Origin of the sequence: Chryseobacterium takakiae (assembly GCF_900129385.1) — a bacterium.
GTDB classification, from domain to species: Bacteria; Bacteroidota; Bacteroidia; order Flavobacteriales; family Weeksellaceae; genus Chryseobacterium; species Chryseobacterium takakiae.
Genome location: NZ_FQVO01000009.1, coordinates 48,160 through 65,113, shown reverse-complemented (window position 1 = coordinate 65,113; position 16,954 = coordinate 48,160). Strand labels below are relative to the sequence as shown.

Sequence of the window (16,954 nt, the reverse complement as noted above, 5' to 3'; positions counted from 1 at the left end):
GAGTATGAATTACTCCTACAAAGGTAAAATATTAATTTCCACACCTGATATTTCCGGTGATATTTTTTCCCGTTCGGTAGTATTGGTCATTGAACATAATGAGCAGGGTGCATTCGGCTTGATTCTGAATAAGAAAAACAGTCAGATGAGCGATAAATTTAAAGATATGTTCGAGTTTAAGATTGAAGTATATGATGGCGGTCCTGTAGAAAATGATAAAGTTTTCTTTATCGTTAAAGGCAAAAAGGTAACGGAACATTTTATAGAAATTACTCCGGATTTTTACCTTACGGAAGATATTGAAAATATCATCAGCGCCGTTCTCAATAGTGAGTTAAGCATCAATGATATTAAAATATTTTCAGGATATTCGGGATGGACTTCCATGCAGCTTGACGAAGAGATTCAGCGTAAAATGTGGACTGTAGTAGATGTTTATAATCTTGACTATACTTTACCGAATGATCAGACGCTTTGGAAATCTATTATGCAGAATCTGGGTGGTGAATATCTGCTTTGGGCAAACTCTCCGGAAGACATTTCTCTCAATTAGAACAGGTTATAGCTTTAAGCCTATCAATTTTAACAAATATTTAGGATATCTTAAATCCAATTTTATCAAATTATTTCCGTTATTTGTATAACCAAAAACTTAACCGCTATGAAAGGAATCAGACCGCTTGTTTTATCAGTACTTTCTACCGCTATCTTGTCTCAAAAATCTTTGATATTCCCACTGGATATCTATAAACGATACAATTTCTGATTATTCAGAATAAAACCCGGTAAAGGACTTTTTGGAACTTTTGTTGTTTACCGGGTTTGTCAATTTCTAAAAACTTTTCCTCCAAGCCTCCGTTAACTCTAAAAAACGGTTTTTTCCGAAAGTTTTATTTCTTATTTTACCAACGGAAAATATTCCTTTTTCTTCCGAAATCAATAAAATCTCTTCCGCTTTCTGAGACTCAAAAGCGATAATTTCATGCTCCTGAATATCTGCAAGATTATTTTTATGTAAAAACGTAACAAAGTTTTCCATTAAAGGCGAGATATAAGCCCCTTCAGTCTGTTTTGGAATTTTAATAACATCACCTTCCAGAAACAGAAGGTTCCCGGTTCCTGCCCTTGCAATCCTTTTTGACGGATTTAAGAAAATCACGTCGTCAAGATCATTCTCCTGAGCGTAAATTTCACCGTAAATATTTTCGGGACTATGAACACGGATATTACTCAAAAGATTATTATTAACATTAATCTCCTTGATCAGATCCAGCTCCAGCGGTCTTTCGTGAACATACAATACATCGTTCATTTCCACGATTTCATAATAATAAGACACGGAGGATTTCGATAAGGTAATTCCGTCCATATTCCGGAATACCTGAAAATTGATGATCCCGTTTTTCACACCTCTTTCAATAACCTCTTTATTGAAAACAGACTGGAAAAATTCCAAGGTATAAGAAAGCGGGATATTCATTCTCATTTTTCTCATGGAGGCCATAAGAAAAAAATAGCATTCTTCATCCATGATTAATTTTGCATCTCTTACAAAGAATGAAACCTTCACTGTATCTCCCGATAGAAATGCTCTGTTCTTAACATCCAATTCTCCTGATGTAAAATATTGATTTTCCAATTTATTCTGATTTATTATAAAAAAATAATGAACGATAAATCGTTCATCAGTTTTATCTGCAATACGGCTTACATTTAAGCAGCACCCAATTTTATTCTAAGGTTTTCAATAAGGTTTTCCCAATACATTGCATTTTCTTCTTCATCTCCTTCTTCGCAGAAGTCTGTAATATTCAGCGCCAGATCTTCAGTAATATCGTCGATTGTGATTGTCATTTCAAAGAAATGCTTCGTTCCTTCATCTTCTTCCCATCTGAAACGTACGAAACCTTCAGGCTTATATCGTATCAAAGTCGCCTTTTCGGCAGGGCCGCCTCCCCAGCTAAAATAGAAGTCATCCCCTTTCTCTGTCACCTCATCCGCAAACCATTCAGACAACCCCTCCGCAGTTGCCAGATATTCATATAAAATCTCTGATAAACAATGCATTGGAAATTCGTAATGGACTTTATGTTTCGCCATATAATCTTTGTTTTAATCGTCCCGCAATATATAAATTAATTTTTTTATTACACAAAAATGTATTTACTTTTTTACATAATCTTCATGATATTTGTCAGAATTTTTAAATAATTCAATGATCTTATTTTTGCAATAAATATGGGTGCCGGATAAGATTTTTCAAAATCCTTTTTTTATTGACATTTTTCTCTAGCCGAATATTTTTTTTAATCTTATAAAGCAGAAAGCACCGAAAAAATTCGATGCTTTCCGTTATTTAATTTTCATTTAAAACATCAAGAATAATCTTACAGCCTTCTGTAATTTCTTCCTTTGAAATCGTAAGTGGAGGAGATATCCTGAGATATTCATTTCTGTACAGTTGCCAGAAAACAATAAGCCCTTTTTCCATACATTTTTTGGCAACATCAAGGGTAAAGTCGGGAGATCCAAGATTTACCGCCAGCATTAAGCCTTTTCCGTTAATATTTTTAATTTTAGGGTGAACGAGAAGTTTTCTGTATAATTGTTCTTTTTCATCAATTTCATTCATCAGTCCGCTTTCCAGAACTTCTTTCAGAGTGGCGTAACTTGAGGCTGCAATAAGCGGGTTTCCCCCAAAAGTAGTGATATGACCAAGCTTTGGAGAATGCGCCAGAGTTTCCATGATTTTTTTAGAACTCATAAAAGCGCCTACCGGCACTCCGCCGCCCATTCCTTTTCCCATAACCAGAATATCCGGAACCACTCCGAAATGCTCAAATGAGAAGAGTTTTCCGGTTCTACCGAATCCCGGCTGTATTTCATCTAAAATTAATAAAGCGCCTACCTCTTCACATCTTTTTTTTAATCTTACTAAATAATCCGGATCAGGAACTAAAAATCCTGCTGCTCCCTGAATGGTTTCCATGATTACACAGGCCGTTTTTTCCGTTATTTTATCAAAATCATTTTCGTTATTGAACTCAATAAACGTCACCATAGGTAACAGCGGACGAAATTCTCTTTTGTGCGTTTCGTTTCCGGAAACACTTAATGCTCCATGGGTATTGCCGTGATAGGAATTTTTAAATGAAACGATTTCTTCTCTCCCTGTATATCTTTTAGCCAATTTAAGACTCCCATCTATTGCTTCCGCACCGCTGTTGACGAGGTAAGTGATTTCCAGCGGATCCGGAGTTGATTCTGCAAGAAGCTTACATAAAGCAACCGGTTTTTCTTGTGCATATTCGCCGTATACCATTACATGCAGATATTTCTCAGCCTGTTCTTTAATGGCACTTACTACTTTAGGATGGGAATGTCCCAGTGTATTTGCAGAAACGCCAGCTACAAAATCAAGATACTTTTTTCCATCGGTTCCGTAAATATAGCTTCCTTCTGCTTTTTCCACTTCAAATCCTGCCGCAAATTTTGTGGTCTGAGCCTGATATATAAAAAAATCTTTTTGCATTTCCATTATTGAAAAATTTCAGCAAAGCTAAAAAACATTCATTAAATGCCGAAATTAAAGCGGTAAAATAAAAACGCTTACAGCCAAAAGCTGTAAGCGAAACCACCAAATCACAAAATATTAATATAGATTAACAATATTTTACGGTTTAAATATATGAAAAAAAATATTACAAATACATATTTTTCAAAAAAAATGCATTTTTTTTCTCATATAGTGACTCAATTCAACAATTGATGAAATGATTATATCATTAAAACTCAATTAATATGAGAATTTAATATTCACTAAATAATGAAATAAAATAATTTGAATAAATTGAATTTTTCATAAAAAAAGGAGCGAACATGCAATATCAAAAGATTCGTAAAAAGTAACTCACCATTTTAGCTGTAAAATGGTGAGTATGCATTAATCAATTTTATACTTTAAATTTATCTGCGGGCTCTTTTTGGCTTTTTAGCTTCCTCTTTAGCCTTTTCATCATCAATCACTTTCTGTGCAGAATCATAAAGGGCAGTATCTGATTCATATTTTATTTCAGGGTAATTAGGAGTATCCACCAGAATATCCTGCCATTTCAATATTCTGTCTTTGGTATTCCAATTAAAGTCAGGAAATTTACGTTTTGCAGGTTCAATCATACTCATCGGATAAGTATCCGAATTGGCACCGATATTACATTCTACCACATATAACGCTTTCTCTTCAAAGATCGCATCAATTATTCCGCATGTGCTGAGCGATATCCCTATTCTTTCCTTTTGCCTGGTCTGTGCATTTACATCATCTGAATAGGTAATAGCCTGTGCATTTCCGATTACTTTTGCTTCTTTGATATTATTATCTTCCCCATAATACACAGTCATCAGTTTCCCTTTTACCTGATTGAATTCGTCTTTCATATTCAGTGAGTCTACTTTACTGATGGCAAAAGCATTTCCGACAACCTTCAAAGAATCGATGTTTTCTTTTCCGGTATTAAAATAGGCTTCAATTTTATCTCCGGTTACCTGCTTTCCGTTGCTCCATAAAATAGGCTCTGTATACATATGCAAAACGCCATCTGTTTCATTGAAAGCGATAGAATCGGCTCTTCCCTGTGCATTGGATTTGTAAAACCTCCCTTTCCTGAATGCGCGGAGAAAGCTTTTTTTAGCATTAACATTAGCAGAATCCGGTCTTTGAAACGATATGATTTTTTCTGCTGCAAAATACATGGAATCTTTTTCCAATGCTTTCACTGCGTAAGGATTTTTCGTCATCATGGCAGAATCTTTCTTTTCAAAAATCTCTCCATATCCGCCTTTTATCCATCGTTGTTCATTCGGATCATCGATCGTTACATTTCCTGTTGCTTTACCGAATCCTGTGAGCTGATTATAATACATTTCATCTCCGGTGAGAATTTTATCATTGTAATACACTCTGGAATTCTTATATAAAAAAGCTTCCTTCGTATTGGTATTGTAGTTTCCTTTATCAGTAACAATACGGTTTTTAGGATTTTTTTTGTTAATAATGGTAGTGGGACCGTTGATGTTTACGATATTGGTATTCTGATTCTGAACCACATTATCTCCTTCCAGAACATATTGTGCGTCTTCGATTTTTACTCTTCCGGAAAGGTCAATGGTTCTTGTGGCGAGAAAATAGGTTGCAGTTTTGGAATAGGTCGTACTTTTCCCATCATTGATTGTCCCGCCGGTGTTGTAATACGCCTGATTGGAAACCCTGTCATAATACATGGTTTCCGTTTTGATCACTGTCCCTTTCGGATCTGTAAGCACTACATTTTTCCTAGCAATTCCGCGTTGGGTATTGCCGTCGTACTCCATTTCATCCGCAGTAATTACGGAACCATCTGCATTTTGAAGCTTTACGTTGCCAACTGCTTTTACAAAATTCTGTCCTTCATACACAATCACGAGATCAGCATTCAGCAAAGATCCCTGATGCTCAAACTGAACATTGCCTGTAAAATAATTGTTGCCATCATATTTAGCAGGATCTTTACGCAGTTCATCGGAATGGATATGCTTTACTTTCTCCGGAGGCGGCGCATTTTTCTGCGGAACTGTATTGGGAGTAAAATAAGGATCTTTCTGCAAAGGTTTCTGATTGTTGTCCTGTGCATAAATAAAAGAGGAAATGCAGATAAAAAGGCCTGTAATAAGGCGTAATGATCGGTTAGTCATTCTTTGTACCATAAAAATACAGCGAATGAGAATCGATCTTCACCCCGAATGCTTCTTCAATAGCTTCTTTAATTCCCTGGATTCTCGGATCGCAAAATTCTATAATTTCCTCAATTTCCTTATCAGAATCTTTTTTATAGATCACCAGGTGATCGTGCTGCTTATCAAAATAAGATTTTTCGTAGGAAGAAGAAGTTAATGTTTTCTCTCCGAACTGATGCTTGCGGATCAGGCCAGCATCAAGAAAGATCTCAATCGTATTGTAAATGGTTGCTTTGGAAACGTGATATTTTTTCTGCAGCATCAAAAGGTACAGATCATCAACATTAAAGTGATGATCCATACTGTATATTTCTTCTAATATTGTATATCGTTCAGGAGTGTTTCTGAAACCCTTTTCAAGTAAATAGTTTCTTAAAACATCTTTAATCAGTGCAATATTTTTTTCTTTTTGTATTGTATCCATCAAAAAAATTATATACAAATTTATTGATTTTTATTTAAATACATATTGTACCGGAATGTTAAAGAATTTAACTATTATGACGAATGAAGCCACATTGTTCTATTCTCGATTTACTAACGCAGTCTTCTGTCATCGGTGCAGATTCCACCACTACATTGTGTGAAGTGATTCCCCAGGCTTTGAAATCATCACTTCCGATATACTTAACAAAGTTATAAATATTAAGAATAATTTTCTCTTTTACCGTAAGAAGAATATCGTTGATATAGGTATTATCTATGATCACATATTTAAGATCGGGAGGAATATTGTGAGCCCTTAATGAAGGATGGCTGCTTCTTGAAGGAATTGTTCCATCTGCCATCATGTCTCTTAACACCATATCAAAATAATCATTGATTCTCCTGTCTATTTTGAAGCCTAACATGAAATTAATCTTATAAATTGTACCCGGAAGAACTTCATCCACGGTATATTTGAAAGTATAAGGATCTTCCTGATTAGTAATAGCCAGGATGAAATAATGATCAGCCCTTTTAGGTTGTTTTTTAATAATGGAATAGATAATTTTTGATTCTATTTCGTCATTCTTTTTAGCACGGCTCAGGTAAGCAAGATTGGTAGCATATTTCGGTATTGTTTCATCAAGCTTCATATCTTTAATGATTGGGATATAAGTTTCCAGCTTAATAAATTTGATAAATTTTGTTTTAATAGATCTTCCGTTATACCATGCGTACATACAAATTCCTATTGAACCCGCCAATACTACGGTAATCCAGCCCCCATCCATAAATTTGATCACATTTGCACTGAAGAAACCAAGCTCAATAGCCATATACACCAGTGCAAAAACCAGGATCAGCAATTTGTTGATTCTCTTTTTCAACAGCCAGAACACCAGCAAAACAGTGGTCATCAACATCGTTACGGTGATGGATAAACCATATGCGGCTTCCATTTTCCCGGATTCTTTAAAGTGCAATACTACAACAATACAGAACAGCAAAAGTCCCCAGTTGATTCTCGGAATGTACATTTGTCCTTTTACCCCGGAAGGATAATCAATTTTCTGGTTCGGCCACAGATTCAGAGACATTGCTTCTGAGAAAATGGTAAATGAACCTGTAATTAAAGCCTGGCTTGCAATAATTGCAGCAGCCGTTGCCAGAATAACTCCCGGAATTACCATCCACTCTTCCATAATTCCGAAGAAAGGATTAACCACCGAAAAGCCAGGTTTATTATAATTGGTTAAAAGCCAGGCTCCCTGGCCGAGATAGTTTAAGATCAGCATGATTTTCACAAAGCCCCAGCTTACCCTGATATTTTTTGCACCGCAGTGTCCTAAGTCAGAATACAATGCCTCAGCTCCTGTTGTACAAAGGAAAACAGCTCCCAGAATGATAATAGCACTCGGAGAATTAACAATCAGTTTATAAGCATAATACGGATTGAATGATCTCAGGATTTCCATATTTTCGCTTAAATGCGACAAGCCCAGCCCGCCTAAAACAAGGAACCAAATCACCATTACAGGCCCGAAAAATTTTCCTATAAAACTTGTCCCGAACTGCTGAACAAAGAAAATAACAATCAAAATTCCAATGGTAATGGGAACTACCGGAGTGTGCGGATTGTAGATTTCGAGACCTTCAATAGCCGACATTACGGTAAGAGAGGGTGTAATAACCCCATCGGCGATAAGTGCTGCCGCTCCTACAATCGCAATGAGATAAAGCCAGCCCTTTTTAAGGTTTTTCACCAATGAAAATAAGGCAAGAATTCCGCCTTCTCCTTTGTTATCTGCCCGAAGCGCAATAATAACGTATTTGATGGTGGTCTGAAGGGTAAGTGTCCAAATAATACATGAAAGTGCTCCTTCAATATATTCGTTAAAAGGTAAGGTATTTCCTTCTTCTCTTGCGTTGACGATCGCTTTCATTACGTAAAGCGGTGAAGTACCAATATCTCCGAAAACAATACCCAGAGAAACCAAAACTCCAATGAAAGAAAGCTTTTTAATGTCAAAGTGATGACCGCTTTCTACAACTTCTGCCATATCAGCTCAATTTATTTAAAAGCGCAAATTTAAATCAAATTTACAACCCCAAGAACTTTTCTTCATGAATATAATAAATGAAAAAACTTCCTTCCGGAAGTTTTTCTCTATAATTATGTTAATTATTTTACGTACATCGCTTTTTTGATTTCTTCTTTTACTTTTTCAAGTTTTGGGAACCATTCTGCAAATAAAGCAGAAGAGTAAGGAGCTGGTGCATCAGGAGTTGTAATTCTCTTAATAGGTGCATCAAGATAATCAAACGCTTTCTGCTGTACCATGTAAGTAATTTCTGAAGCTACAGAACCAAACGGCCACGCTTCTTCCAGTACAACCAATCTGTTTGTTTTCTTAACGGAAGCTAAAACAGTATCATAATCCAGAGGACGAACCGTTCTAAGATCAATCACTTCTACAGAAATTCCCTCTTTAGCCAAATCTTCAGCTGCCTGAATCGCAAGCTTCATGATTTTCCCGAAAGATACCAAAGTTACATCACTTCCTTCTCTTTTAATGTCAGCTTTTCCGATTGGTAAATAATATTCTTCTTCAGGAATTTCCATTTTATCTCCGTACATCTGTTCAGACTCCATGAAAATTACAGGATCATTATCCTGAATTGCTGTTTTCAATAATCCTTTTGCATCATATGGGTTTGATGGAACCACTACTTTTAGCCCCGGAATATTTGCAAACCAGTTTTCGAAAGCCTGAGAGTGAGTAGCACCCAATTGACCTGCAGAAGCAGTAGGACCACGGAAAACGATAGGACAATTCCATTGTCCACCACTCATCTGACGGATTTTTGCCGCATTATTGATAATCTGATCAATACCAACCAATGAGAAATTGAATGTCATATACTCTACAATTGGTCTGTTACCATTCATCGCAGCTCCCACAGCAATTCCTGTAAAACCAAGCTCTGCGATTGGGGTATCGATTACTCTCTTTGGACCAAATTCATCAAGCATTCCTTTTGAAGCTTTATATGCACCATTGTATTCTGCTACTTCCTCCCCCATTAAAAAGATGGATTCGTCTTTACGCATTTCCTCGCTCATTGCCTGTGCAATTACCTCACGAAAAGTATATTCTGCCATATTTATTTGAAAAATTTAGAGTACAAAAATAGTGTTTTTTTATTATTACATAACAAAAACGGCATTTCATTTCTGAAATGCCGCGTATTATTTTTTATTTAATGCTAATTAGTTAACTTTATACCATGTCTGTGTTCTTCCGATAAGAGAAAAACCAAGATATCCTCTTACGTTTAGCTTATCTCCCTCTCTTTTGATGGTACATTTATAGGTTTTACCCGTTTTTGGATCAGTAATCGTTCCTCCGGTGAATTCATCCCCTTCTTTTTTCAGTCCTCTGATAATTTCCATGCCCAGAATAGGCTTGTTTTTTCTGTCATCTTTACAATCTACGCAGTTCGGGTTGGCAGGTTTTATCAAAAGCTGTGACACTTTCCCGTAATACTGGTCTCCTTTCTTATAGATTTCCACAATAGATTTTGCCTGTTTTGTCTCGTCATCTATTGTTTTCCATTTTCCTTCGATCTGAGCGAATGATAAAACACCGACAAAAGAAAGGATGAAGGTTAATAATAATTTTCTCATATTCTTATAATTTTAATTTCAAAAACTTTATTTTGTTATCTATATCGTTAAAAATAGAAATTAATTTTCACATAACAAAAATTTTTCTTATCCTGAACATATATTATTATAGATTCACTTTAAATCAAATAGTTAAAGCATTTTATACATTTAATATAGTTTTCTGTTGATGACTCTGTCCATATAATCCTGATACCATGCCTTGGCAGAAAGCATTCCTTTTTGGACTTCAGGTTTATTTTTTAACTGATTCAGGAGATTTTTCTCAAGTCCAAGATCTGTTTTTTCAAAAACACCTAACACTTCCTTACCATCAAAGCGGTAAATATAATTCCCGATAATAAACTGCTCTACGGCCCCATCCGAATTGGCAATAATCGGAGCTTCCTGTTTTTCACTTACCAGACTTCTTCCCCAGCTCCTGATTTTTTTATTATATCCTATGAGGTCCGCTAATGTAGGATAAATATCAATCTGCTGGGCAAATTCAGGATTTACGCCTTTTAAATGATATTCAGAATTAGGAGAGTAGAAAATCAAGGGAACGGCAAACCGGTTCATCATTTTTTCGTATTCGGGATAATAGACTTCATTGGTGTGATCTCCCGTGAAAACAAATATTGTATTTTTAAACCACGGCTGTTTTTTAGCCGTTTCAAAATATTTTTTTATCGCATAATCCGTATATTGAATCGGCTCATGCATCTGGTTTTTTCCTTTCTTGAATTTTCCGTTATATTTTTCAGGAATTTTAAAGGGATGATGAGAAGATGCTGTAAAAACCGTCGTCATAAAAGGCTGTTTTTCACCCGTATTTTTAGCAAAATATTGTAAAAACGGCTCGTCCCAGATCGACCACATTCCGTCAAAATCATTATCATTATTGTATTCCGTCTTACCGAAATAGTGTTTAAAGCCCAGAATATTTCCAAAACCTAAAAAACCCATTGAACCGTTCGGAGCACCATGATAAAAAGAGGTATCGTAACCCATTTCATTACAAACCGAAACAATAGACTGTATTTTCTGGTTGGAATACGGTGAACTGGTAAAGGCATCCGTAAGACTTGGAATTCCGGCCAACACGGAACTCATTCCGTGGATGGATTGCCGTCCGTTGGCAAACGTATTTGGAAAAATAAGACTTTGATTAGCAAGACTGTCGATAAACGGAGTGTAGGAAACATAATCTTTAATATTCTTATCCCTGTTGAAGGCTCCCGAGTATTCTCTCCCGAAGGATTCTACAATAAAAATAATGATATTGGGATGATTCTCAACTTTCCTTTCATACAATTTGTAAGGATGAATATTTTCTGTAATAAATTTTTCATCAACGAAATGAACTTCGTTAAAATTGTTTGTATTCAAAGTTCTGAAGAATGAAAAAGTACTGTTCAGCACCATGTTTCCCTGGGAAGGCAGCCTGGCAAAACGATTGGCATCTACCAGATTGATCGGTCTTGTGCTGTGTTTGAAGTCCCCCCGTATTCCGCCAACAGCAAGAACAGTGGTTACACAAAGCAGTACAACAGACCAGATAAAATACGGAACCAGCTTTACCGGTCTGTGCTCTGTTATTTTTACTTTTTTATAGAGGAAAACCCATAATGTCATGAAAAGTACAAATCCAATAAGCACAAAAGGATTCTGTACAATTGAAGATGTAAAAACCTTAAAGATATTATTCTCATGCTGTGCCACCTGAAGCGCAGCAGAGGTAAGCCTCATCTGCGAAAACCTGAAATACACCATATCTCCGAAATTCATGGCATAGGCAATTCCATTGGTTATAAAATACAGCAGGAAAAGAAATTTCTGGTAATTTTTTTTGGTGTTAATGATAACAGGAATGATACTTAAAAGAATAAAAAGCGCATTGACATATAAAATAGCCGTGGTATCAAATGCGATTCCGTGGAAAGAAAGACTGAAATAATCCGACAGCGAATCAACCTTTATTAAATCCCTGTTGAAATACCAGAACAAAAACCTTGCGATCTGATAGAAAAAATAGGCTAAAAAGATCCTGTATAAAAGCACCAGAAACTCCTGTTTTCTAAACTCTTTAAAAAAATTCATGCGCAAATTTACACTAAATTCGAATTAATTTAGCAATATCTCCCTGCAACGGCAACGGCTTAGCAATCTGCTTTAATTGATGTGCCGTTTAATTAATGCTTTGTTACTTTAATTTATTAATTTTGTGTCCATGAATTTTATTAAAAATAACCTTGCCAACGCGATAACGTTAGGAAACCTGCTTTCCGGATGTATCGGTGCTATTCATCTTATCTCAGGAGATTATCAGACTACTGCGTTTTGCATCGTACTTTCTCTGATCCTGGATTTCTTTGATGGTTTTACGGCAAGAGCGTTAAAGGCAAATTCCAATTTGGGAACCCAGCTTGATTCTTTGGCGGATATGGTAAGTTTCGGCCTGATTCCAGGGCTTACCATGTTTAAGATACTGGAACCGTTCGGTCATGAAATATCAGGATTGCAGCTTCCTTTTGAAATTAAATATTTTGGATTTTTAATTACTCTTTTTTCCTGTCTGAGACTGGCTATTTTCAATCTTGATGAAGAGCAGAAATATTATTTCAAAGGATTGAACACGCCCAGCAATACCATACTTATTTTTGGATTATATTATGCTTTCAGGCATGAAGAAATCTTTGTTCATTTAGTGAACAACAGCATCTTAATGATCATTTTAACCATACTTTCATCATGGCTTCTGATTTCACCGATCAAAATGATTGCGATGAAATTCAAATCGATGAAATTGCAGGATAATTATCCGAAAATAGCTTTCCTGATTGGCGCTATAATCATTTTAATAATTTTTAAAGCTGTCGGAATTCCTTTAGTCATCATTTATTATATTTTAATTTCTCTTATCTTTCAAAAACAATTAAAATAAGATGATTGAAGATGGAAACTTCCGTCCTCAATTCATATATCTCAATTATAAAATAAATACAGGCGAGAAAGCAATGCCAATCGCCATTAGCTAAAAGCAATTTAAAAATGAACTTAAAATTACATAAACCGCTTTGCATTTTTGATTTAGAAACAACAGGAACCAACATTGGAAGAGACCGGATTGTTGAGATCTGCATTTTAAAGGTAAATCCTGATTCTTCAAGAGAAAGCAAAACCTGGAGGGTCAATCCGGAAATGCCAATTCCTAAAGAATGCAGCGAAATCCACGGAATTTATGATGAAGATATAAAAGACGCTCCCACTTTTAAAGAAATTGCTCCGAAGATCATGGAAATGCTTGCCGGAAGTGACCTGGGAGGTTTTAATTCTAATCGTTTTGATGTTCCGCTTCTTGCTGAAGAACTATTGAGAGTGGGAATTGATTTTGATTTGAGCAAATTCAGATTAGTGGATGCACAGACCATCTTCCATAAAAAAGAGCCGAGAAACCTTAGTGCCGCTTATCAGTTCTATTGCGGAAAGACTTTGGAAAACGCTCATTCTGCGGAAGCAGATGTTATGGCAACCTTTGAAGTGTTGGATGCACAGGTTGGAAAATATGACGACATCCCGAATGAAATCGGGCCGCTGAGTGAATTTACCTTCCATAATAAACATGCGGATCTGGCAGGATTTATCGGGTATAACGAAAAACTGGAAGAAGTTTTCAACTTCGGGAAGTACAAAGGACAGTGCGTAAAAGTGATATTCCAGAAAGATCTCGGGTATTACGGATGGCTTCAGAATGCTGAATTTCCGCTGTATACGAAAAAGGTATTTACAAAAATTCAGTTATCAAGCAGATTTTAACGATGAGTAATCTTGTACAATTCAAATTCTACGAAACGGCACTTCAGGCGAACCGTGACAAGCAGATCCTGGCGGAAAGCGGGATCAACAGCTTTATTGCGAACGAGCAGCTGATCCAGTCGGACTGGCTGTTGTCTCAGGCTGTTGGCGGAATTCAGCTGCAGGTTTTTGAAGAAGATCTTGAGAAAGCGCACCAAGCTTTGGAAGAATATAAAGAAAATGAGCAGTTTTCCCTGGAAGTGGAACATACGATCTCGGATCCCGAATTTGATTTTGTCTGTCCGAAATGCAGTTCGAATCATATTTACAGAGATGACAGCGCAACGAGCTTTTTTGGAATTTCAATTCTGACAAGCCATAAATTTGTGTGCTATTATTGCGGAAATGAATTTATGCATTGATAAGAATCTTTAACGCAAAGACGGCAAAGATTTTGAGATTTTGATAGGTATATTTTTCGTTCACAAAGGCGTTTGAGTATGTCGAATCTTCGATTTCACTCAGCAAATGAGCAATGGCTTTGTTTTGTTTATTACTTTAAAAAGATTATATCAAGATAAGACGTTACCATTCCCCTCCTTTGGAGGGGTGGCGAAAATTCAAAGAATTTTTGACGGGGTGGCTTTTAAAATAGTAAATGGTGAATTTTTTACAATTGGTTCGCAGAGACTGACGATTCACTCTCCTAGCCCCGATTGCAACGGCATCCTTTTTGGCGGCGGGCGGAGCAAAGCGGAGCCCGTCGCCAAAAAGATACAGTGGAAAGCGGGAAAAAGCTTCAAAAAAAGAAAGAAAGTTGAAAGATGGAAGCTTAGTATCAATGAAAATAAAGTTTATTAAATAATGTGAAGTTGAAATTGCTTCGTCGCATTCGCTTCTCAGAATGACAAAATAAAAAGTTATGAAAATAATCTGTATAGGAAGAAATTACAGCGAACACGCCAAAGAACTGGGAAATGAAATACCGGAAAGGCCGGTTATCTTTATGAAACCGGATACGGCAGTCCTGAAAGGAAATGATTTTTATATTCCCGAATTTTCAAATGATGTTCATTATGAACTGGAAGTGGTGGTGAAAATTGCAAAGGGCGGAAAATACATCCAAAAAGAAACGGCTCATAAACATTATGAGGAAATCGGGTTAGGAATTGATTTTACAGCGAGGGATTTGCAAAGCGAGTTAAAATCAAAAGGCCTTCCGTGGGAGCTTGCTAAGGGATTTGACGGTTCTGCAGTTGTTGGAAATTTCTTTAAAAAAGAGGATTTTAATCTGGAATCTTTAAGCTTTTCATTATTAAAGAATAATGAGAAAGTTCAGGACGGAAATACGAAAGACATGATGTTTACGATTGATGATATTATCGCTTTCGTATCACAGTATTTCACTTTAAGAGTAGGAGATCTTATTTTCACAGGTACTCCGAAAGGTGTAGGAAAAGTTGAGGAAAATGACATTCTGGAAGCCTATCTTGAAGACAAAAAAGTGATTGATATCAGAATATTATAGATAATTTAACGTTGTTTTGTGCCATATTTTTCTTAACTTTAGTAGACAAAATTAAAGGTTATGGTAAATATTGTATTGCCCGTAGATTTTGGGGACAAAACAGAGCAGCTTGTAGAAGGTGCGGTGAAATTTGCAAAGCAAATCAACGGAAGAATTTTTCTGATCCACGTAGCACCGTCGGATATTGGTTTTGCCATCGGTGATATGGGATTCCAGTATTTTCCGGAGGTTGAGGAAAACGAAATCCGGGAAGAACTGGTACAGTTAAATAAAATCCAGCAAAGAATTCTTGCTCATGATGTAGAGTGCGAACACATCCTAAAGCAGGGTATTGCCAAAGATATTATTTTGGAGCATGCACAGGATAAAAAAGCAGATTTTATTGTTATGGGCTCCCACGGAAGAAGCGGGATTTACGATGTTTTTGTAGGAAGCTTAACCAAAGGAATCACTAAAGACTCCAACATTCCTGTACTGGTATTGCCTGTTCATGAATAAAGAATAAATTTTAATCGTTAGTAATAAAAAAGCCGACCAAACAGAATTTGATCGGCTTTTTACTATATAACCAATTAATTAACCTTCTTTTTTGTAGATGTTCGGATCATAGTAAGGAAACTTACCTTCCGTTGGAGAATAGTAGTCTTTGTCTTTATTGTTACCAAGGGTTTTTACCAAAACATAGCACCAGTAGGTAAACAATGCGCAGCAAACAATAAATAAAACCCAGTTTAATACGTTCCCGAATGCATCAAAAAAACCAAACGACCATTTGAAAACTTTGCTTAAGAATAGAAAGAAAGACGTCATTATTTTCCTTTTTTAAATTAACTTTGTACAAATTTATAAAAAATGTTTAAATTACTTTCAAAAGAAAGCAATATTTTTTCAATCCCGGTTTATATTGGTTTCCTTCTTTTAATAGTAATAACTTTTAATTTCCTGAATTTCAACACCTATGAAGCCATTGTAGCCGGAATTACTTTTCTGGGGATTGCACTGGGATATTTTTGTTTTCACAGCATTGCACTGAATTACCAGACGCACCTGCCTTTATTTTTATATACATTTTTCATTTTTGGTTTATATCCCGGGAAACTGGACATCGGACTGGCCGTTGCACTGCTTACCAATTCCTTTCTGCTGCTGCTGCTTACCAGCACCAATGAAGACATCAGAAAAAAATCATATGTTCTGGTAGGCTCGATTGTAGCGCTGAATTTTATTTTCCTTCCTACTACATGGCCCATGGCTGTTTTCGTAATCATCCATGTGATTGCTACTTCTGAAAGAATAAGCCTGAATATTTTCAGGTTTCTATTAGGAATTCTCCTGATTGTTCTGAGTTATTTTTCAGTAATGTTTTTCCTGAATTACAATTCCTGGAATACAGATTATTTTCCTTTCGGAAAAATGAAGCTGGTTACGGAGTATGAAAGGTTACTGCCGTTAATTCCCATTATACTGATGCTCATCTATGCAGTATATGATCATTTCAGTAATTACAATAAGAAAAGCCCTGTGAGCAGGTACAAATATACTTTTCTACTGGTTTTTTCGTTTGCCCAGCTTATCACTATTATCCTGTATATGAATACAATGTATGAATATCTGTTACTGCTCGCATTTCCATCCACTATCATTCTAAGCAGAATGTTACGATTTCTCCCGAAATACTGGATGCAGGAAGTGAGCCTGTGGCTGATTATTTTTAGTTTAATCGGTTTTAAAGCCGGAACTTATTTTGATTTATTTTAAAGATT

The 16,954-nt window shown here is 36.1% G+C and carries 18 protein-coding genes; 8 read left to right on the top strand and 10 right to left on the bottom strand.

Translation table 11 applies throughout. The features are described 5' to 3' along the window. The first annotated feature begins 4 nt into the window (after nucleotides 1-4). Nucleotides 5-553 (top strand): YqgE/AlgH family protein, encoded by a 549-nt coding sequence (locus tag BUA76_RS12380; protein ID WP_072885119.1) that lies wholly within the window; start codon nucleotides 5-7, stop codon nucleotides 551-553. 279 nt (nucleotides 554-832) lie between these two features. Here BUA76_RS12380 and BUA76_RS12375 read toward each other — a convergent pair whose 3' ends face one another. The 9 genes from BUA76_RS12375 to BUA76_RS12335 all read right to left on the bottom strand — a co-directional run bounded on the left by BUA76_RS12375 (nucleotide 833) and on the right by BUA76_RS12335 (nucleotide 11,968). After that, complete coding sequence (locus BUA76_RS12375; RefSeq protein WP_072885118.1) at nucleotides 833-1,639, bottom strand: aminotransferase class IV; 807 nt, start codon at nucleotides 1,637-1,639, stop codon at nucleotides 833-835. Nucleotides 1,640-1,713: 74 nt separating this feature from the next. Then, a complete protein-coding gene (locus tag BUA76_RS12370) occupies nucleotides 1,714-2,100 on the bottom strand; it encodes an START-like domain-containing protein (RefSeq protein ID WP_066433531.1) in 387 nt (128 codons plus the stop codon). 256 nt (nucleotides 2,101-2,356) lie between these two features. Beyond that, on the bottom strand, nucleotides 2,357-3,532 hold the full coding sequence (locus BUA76_RS12365) for an aspartate aminotransferase family protein (protein ID WP_072885230.1): 1,176 nt from the start codon (nucleotides 3,530-3,532) through the stop codon (nucleotides 2,357-2,359). A gap of 434 nt (nucleotides 3,533-3,966) precedes the next feature. Continuing rightward, complete coding sequence (locus BUA76_RS12360) at nucleotides 3,967-5,730, bottom strand: OstA-like protein (RefSeq protein ID WP_072885117.1); 1,764 nt, start codon at nucleotides 5,728-5,730, stop codon at nucleotides 3,967-3,969. Beyond that, nucleotides 5,723-6,196 carry a Fur family transcriptional regulator gene (locus BUA76_RS12355; RefSeq protein ID WP_029294631.1) on the bottom strand — a complete coding sequence of 158 codons (474 nt, stop codon included), beginning with the start codon at nucleotides 6,194-6,196 and terminating at the stop codon, nucleotides 5,723-5,725. Before BUA76_RS12355 ends, BUA76_RS12360 begins: the two co-directional genes overlap by 8 nt. Nucleotides 6,197-6,263: 67 nt before the next feature. Then, nucleotides 6,264-8,258 carry a KUP/HAK/KT family potassium transporter gene (locus BUA76_RS12350; protein WP_072885116.1) on the bottom strand — a complete coding sequence of 665 codons (1,995 nt, stop codon included), beginning with the start codon at nucleotides 8,256-8,258 and terminating at the stop codon, nucleotides 6,264-6,266. A 122-nt stretch (nucleotides 8,259-8,380) separates the two neighbouring features. Continuing rightward, entirely contained in the window at nucleotides 8,381-9,361 is a 981-nt protein-coding gene (locus BUA76_RS12345; protein WP_072885115.1) for a pyruvate dehydrogenase complex E1 component subunit beta, read from the bottom strand. Nucleotides 9,362-9,469: 108 nt separating this feature from the next. Next, on the bottom strand, nucleotides 9,470-9,886 hold the full coding sequence (locus tag BUA76_RS12340; RefSeq protein WP_072885114.1) for a DUF2147 domain-containing protein: 417 nt from the start codon (nucleotides 9,884-9,886) through the stop codon (nucleotides 9,470-9,472). 150 nt (nucleotides 9,887-10,036) lie between these two features. After that, a complete protein-coding gene (locus BUA76_RS12335) occupies nucleotides 10,037-11,968 on the bottom strand; it encodes an LTA synthase family protein (RefSeq protein WP_072885113.1) in 1,932 nt (643 codons plus the stop codon). 130 nt (nucleotides 11,969-12,098) lie between these two features. Here BUA76_RS12335 and BUA76_RS12330 point away from each other — a divergent pair, with 130 nt between their 5' ends. The 6 genes from BUA76_RS12330 to BUA76_RS12305 all read left to right on the top strand — a co-directional run bounded on the left by BUA76_RS12330 (nucleotide 12,099) and on the right by BUA76_RS12305 (nucleotide 15,689). Then, nucleotides 12,099-12,812: a CDP-alcohol phosphatidyltransferase family protein gene (locus tag BUA76_RS12330; protein WP_072885112.1), complete on the top strand. Its 714-nt coding sequence runs from the start codon at nucleotides 12,099-12,101 to the stop codon at nucleotides 12,810-12,812. A gap of 107 nt (nucleotides 12,813-12,919) precedes the next feature. Beyond that, the gene (locus BUA76_RS12325) at nucleotides 12,920-13,684 is read left to right on the top strand and encodes a 3'-5' exonuclease (RefSeq protein ID WP_072885111.1); all 765 of its coding nucleotides are present in this window, start codon (nucleotides 12,920-12,922) and stop codon (nucleotides 13,682-13,684) included. 2 nt (nucleotides 13,685-13,686) lie between these two features. After that, on the top strand, nucleotides 13,687-14,085 hold the full coding sequence (locus BUA76_RS12320) for a putative signal transducing protein (RefSeq protein WP_072885110.1): 399 nt from the start codon (nucleotides 13,687-13,689) through the stop codon (nucleotides 14,083-14,085). 106 nt (nucleotides 14,086-14,191) lie between these two features. Beyond that, a complete protein-coding gene (locus BUA76_RS12315) occupies nucleotides 14,192-14,524 on the top strand; it encodes a hypothetical protein (RefSeq protein WP_072885109.1) in 333 nt (110 codons plus the stop codon). Nucleotides 14,525-14,585: 61 nt separating this feature from the next. After that, nucleotides 14,586-15,191 (top strand): fumarylacetoacetate hydrolase family protein, encoded by a 606-nt coding sequence (locus tag BUA76_RS12310; RefSeq protein ID WP_072885108.1) that lies wholly within the window; start codon nucleotides 14,586-14,588, stop codon nucleotides 15,189-15,191. A 60-nt stretch (nucleotides 15,192-15,251) separates the two neighbouring features. Beyond that, nucleotides 15,252-15,689, top strand: coding sequence for a universal stress protein (locus BUA76_RS12305; protein ID WP_072885107.1), 438 nt, complete (start codon nucleotides 15,252-15,254; stop codon nucleotides 15,687-15,689). Nucleotides 15,690-15,767: 78 nt separating this feature from the next. Here BUA76_RS12305 and BUA76_RS12300 read toward each other — a convergent pair whose 3' ends face one another. Then, nucleotides 15,768-16,001, bottom strand: coding sequence for a DUF6341 family protein (locus BUA76_RS12300; RefSeq protein ID WP_072885106.1), 234 nt, complete (start codon nucleotides 15,999-16,001; stop codon nucleotides 15,768-15,770). 42 nt (nucleotides 16,002-16,043) lie between these two features. Here BUA76_RS12300 and BUA76_RS12295 point away from each other — a divergent pair, with 42 nt between their 5' ends. Continuing rightward, entirely contained in the window at nucleotides 16,044-16,949 is a 906-nt protein-coding gene (locus BUA76_RS12295) for a DUF6427 family protein (protein WP_072885105.1), read from the top strand. Nucleotides 16,950-16,954: the final 5 nt, after the last annotated feature.

Bases quoted from the DNA above. Each gene is read 5' to 3' on its own strand.
- BUA76_RS12320 (WP_072885110.1), top strand. From the start codon at position 13,687: ATGAGTAATCTTGTACAATTCAAATTCTACGAAACGGCACTTCAGGCG.
- BUA76_RS12315 (WP_072885109.1), top strand. From the start codon at position 14,192: ATGAGCAATGGCTTTGTTTTGTTTATTACTTTAAAAAGATTATATCAA.
- BUA76_RS12345 (WP_072885115.1), bottom strand. From the start codon at position 9,361: ATGGCAGAATATACTTTTCGTGAGGTAATTGCACAGGCAATGAGCGAG.
- BUA76_RS12355 (WP_029294631.1), bottom strand. From the start codon at position 6,196: ATGGATACAATACAAAAAGAAAAAAATATTGCACTGATTAAAGATGTT.
- BUA76_RS12340 (WP_072885114.1), bottom strand. From the start codon at position 9,886: ATGAGAAAATTATTATTAACCTTCATCCTTTCTTTTGTCGGTGTTTTA.
- BUA76_RS12360 (WP_072885117.1), bottom strand. From the start codon at position 5,730: ATGACTAACCGATCATTACGCCTTATTACAGGCCTTTTTATCTGCATT.
- BUA76_RS12350 (WP_072885116.1), bottom strand. From the start codon at position 8,258: ATGGCAGAAGTTGTAGAAAGCGGTCATCACTTTGACATTAAAAAGCTT.
- BUA76_RS12300 (WP_072885106.1), bottom strand. From the start codon at position 16,001: ATGACGTCTTTCTTTCTATTCTTAAGCAAAGTTTTCAAATGGTCGTTT.
- BUA76_RS12295 (WP_072885105.1), top strand. From the start codon at position 16,044: ATGTTTAAATTACTTTCAAAAGAAAGCAATATTTTTTCAATCCCGGTT.
- BUA76_RS12365 (WP_072885230.1), bottom strand. From the start codon at position 3,532: ATGCAAAAAGATTTTTTTATATATCAGGCTCAGACCACAAAATTTGCG.
- BUA76_RS12330 (WP_072885112.1), top strand. From the start codon at position 12,099: ATGAATTTTATTAAAAATAACCTTGCCAACGCGATAACGTTAGGAAAC.
- BUA76_RS12370 (WP_066433531.1), bottom strand. From the start codon at position 2,100: ATGGCGAAACATAAAGTCCATTACGAATTTCCAATGCATTGTTTATCA.
- BUA76_RS12380 (WP_072885119.1), top strand. From the start codon at position 5: ATGAATTACTCCTACAAAGGTAAAATATTAATTTCCACACCTGATATT.
- BUA76_RS12310 (WP_072885108.1), top strand. From the start codon at position 14,586: ATGAAAATAATCTGTATAGGAAGAAATTACAGCGAACACGCCAAAGAA.
- BUA76_RS12305 (WP_072885107.1), top strand. From the start codon at position 15,252: ATGGTAAATATTGTATTGCCCGTAGATTTTGGGGACAAAACAGAGCAG.
- BUA76_RS12325 (WP_072885111.1), top strand. From the start codon at position 12,920: ATGAACTTAAAATTACATAAACCGCTTTGCATTTTTGATTTAGAAACA.
- BUA76_RS12335 (WP_072885113.1), bottom strand. From the start codon at position 11,968: ATGAATTTTTTTAAAGAGTTTAGAAAACAGGAGTTTCTGGTGCTTTTA.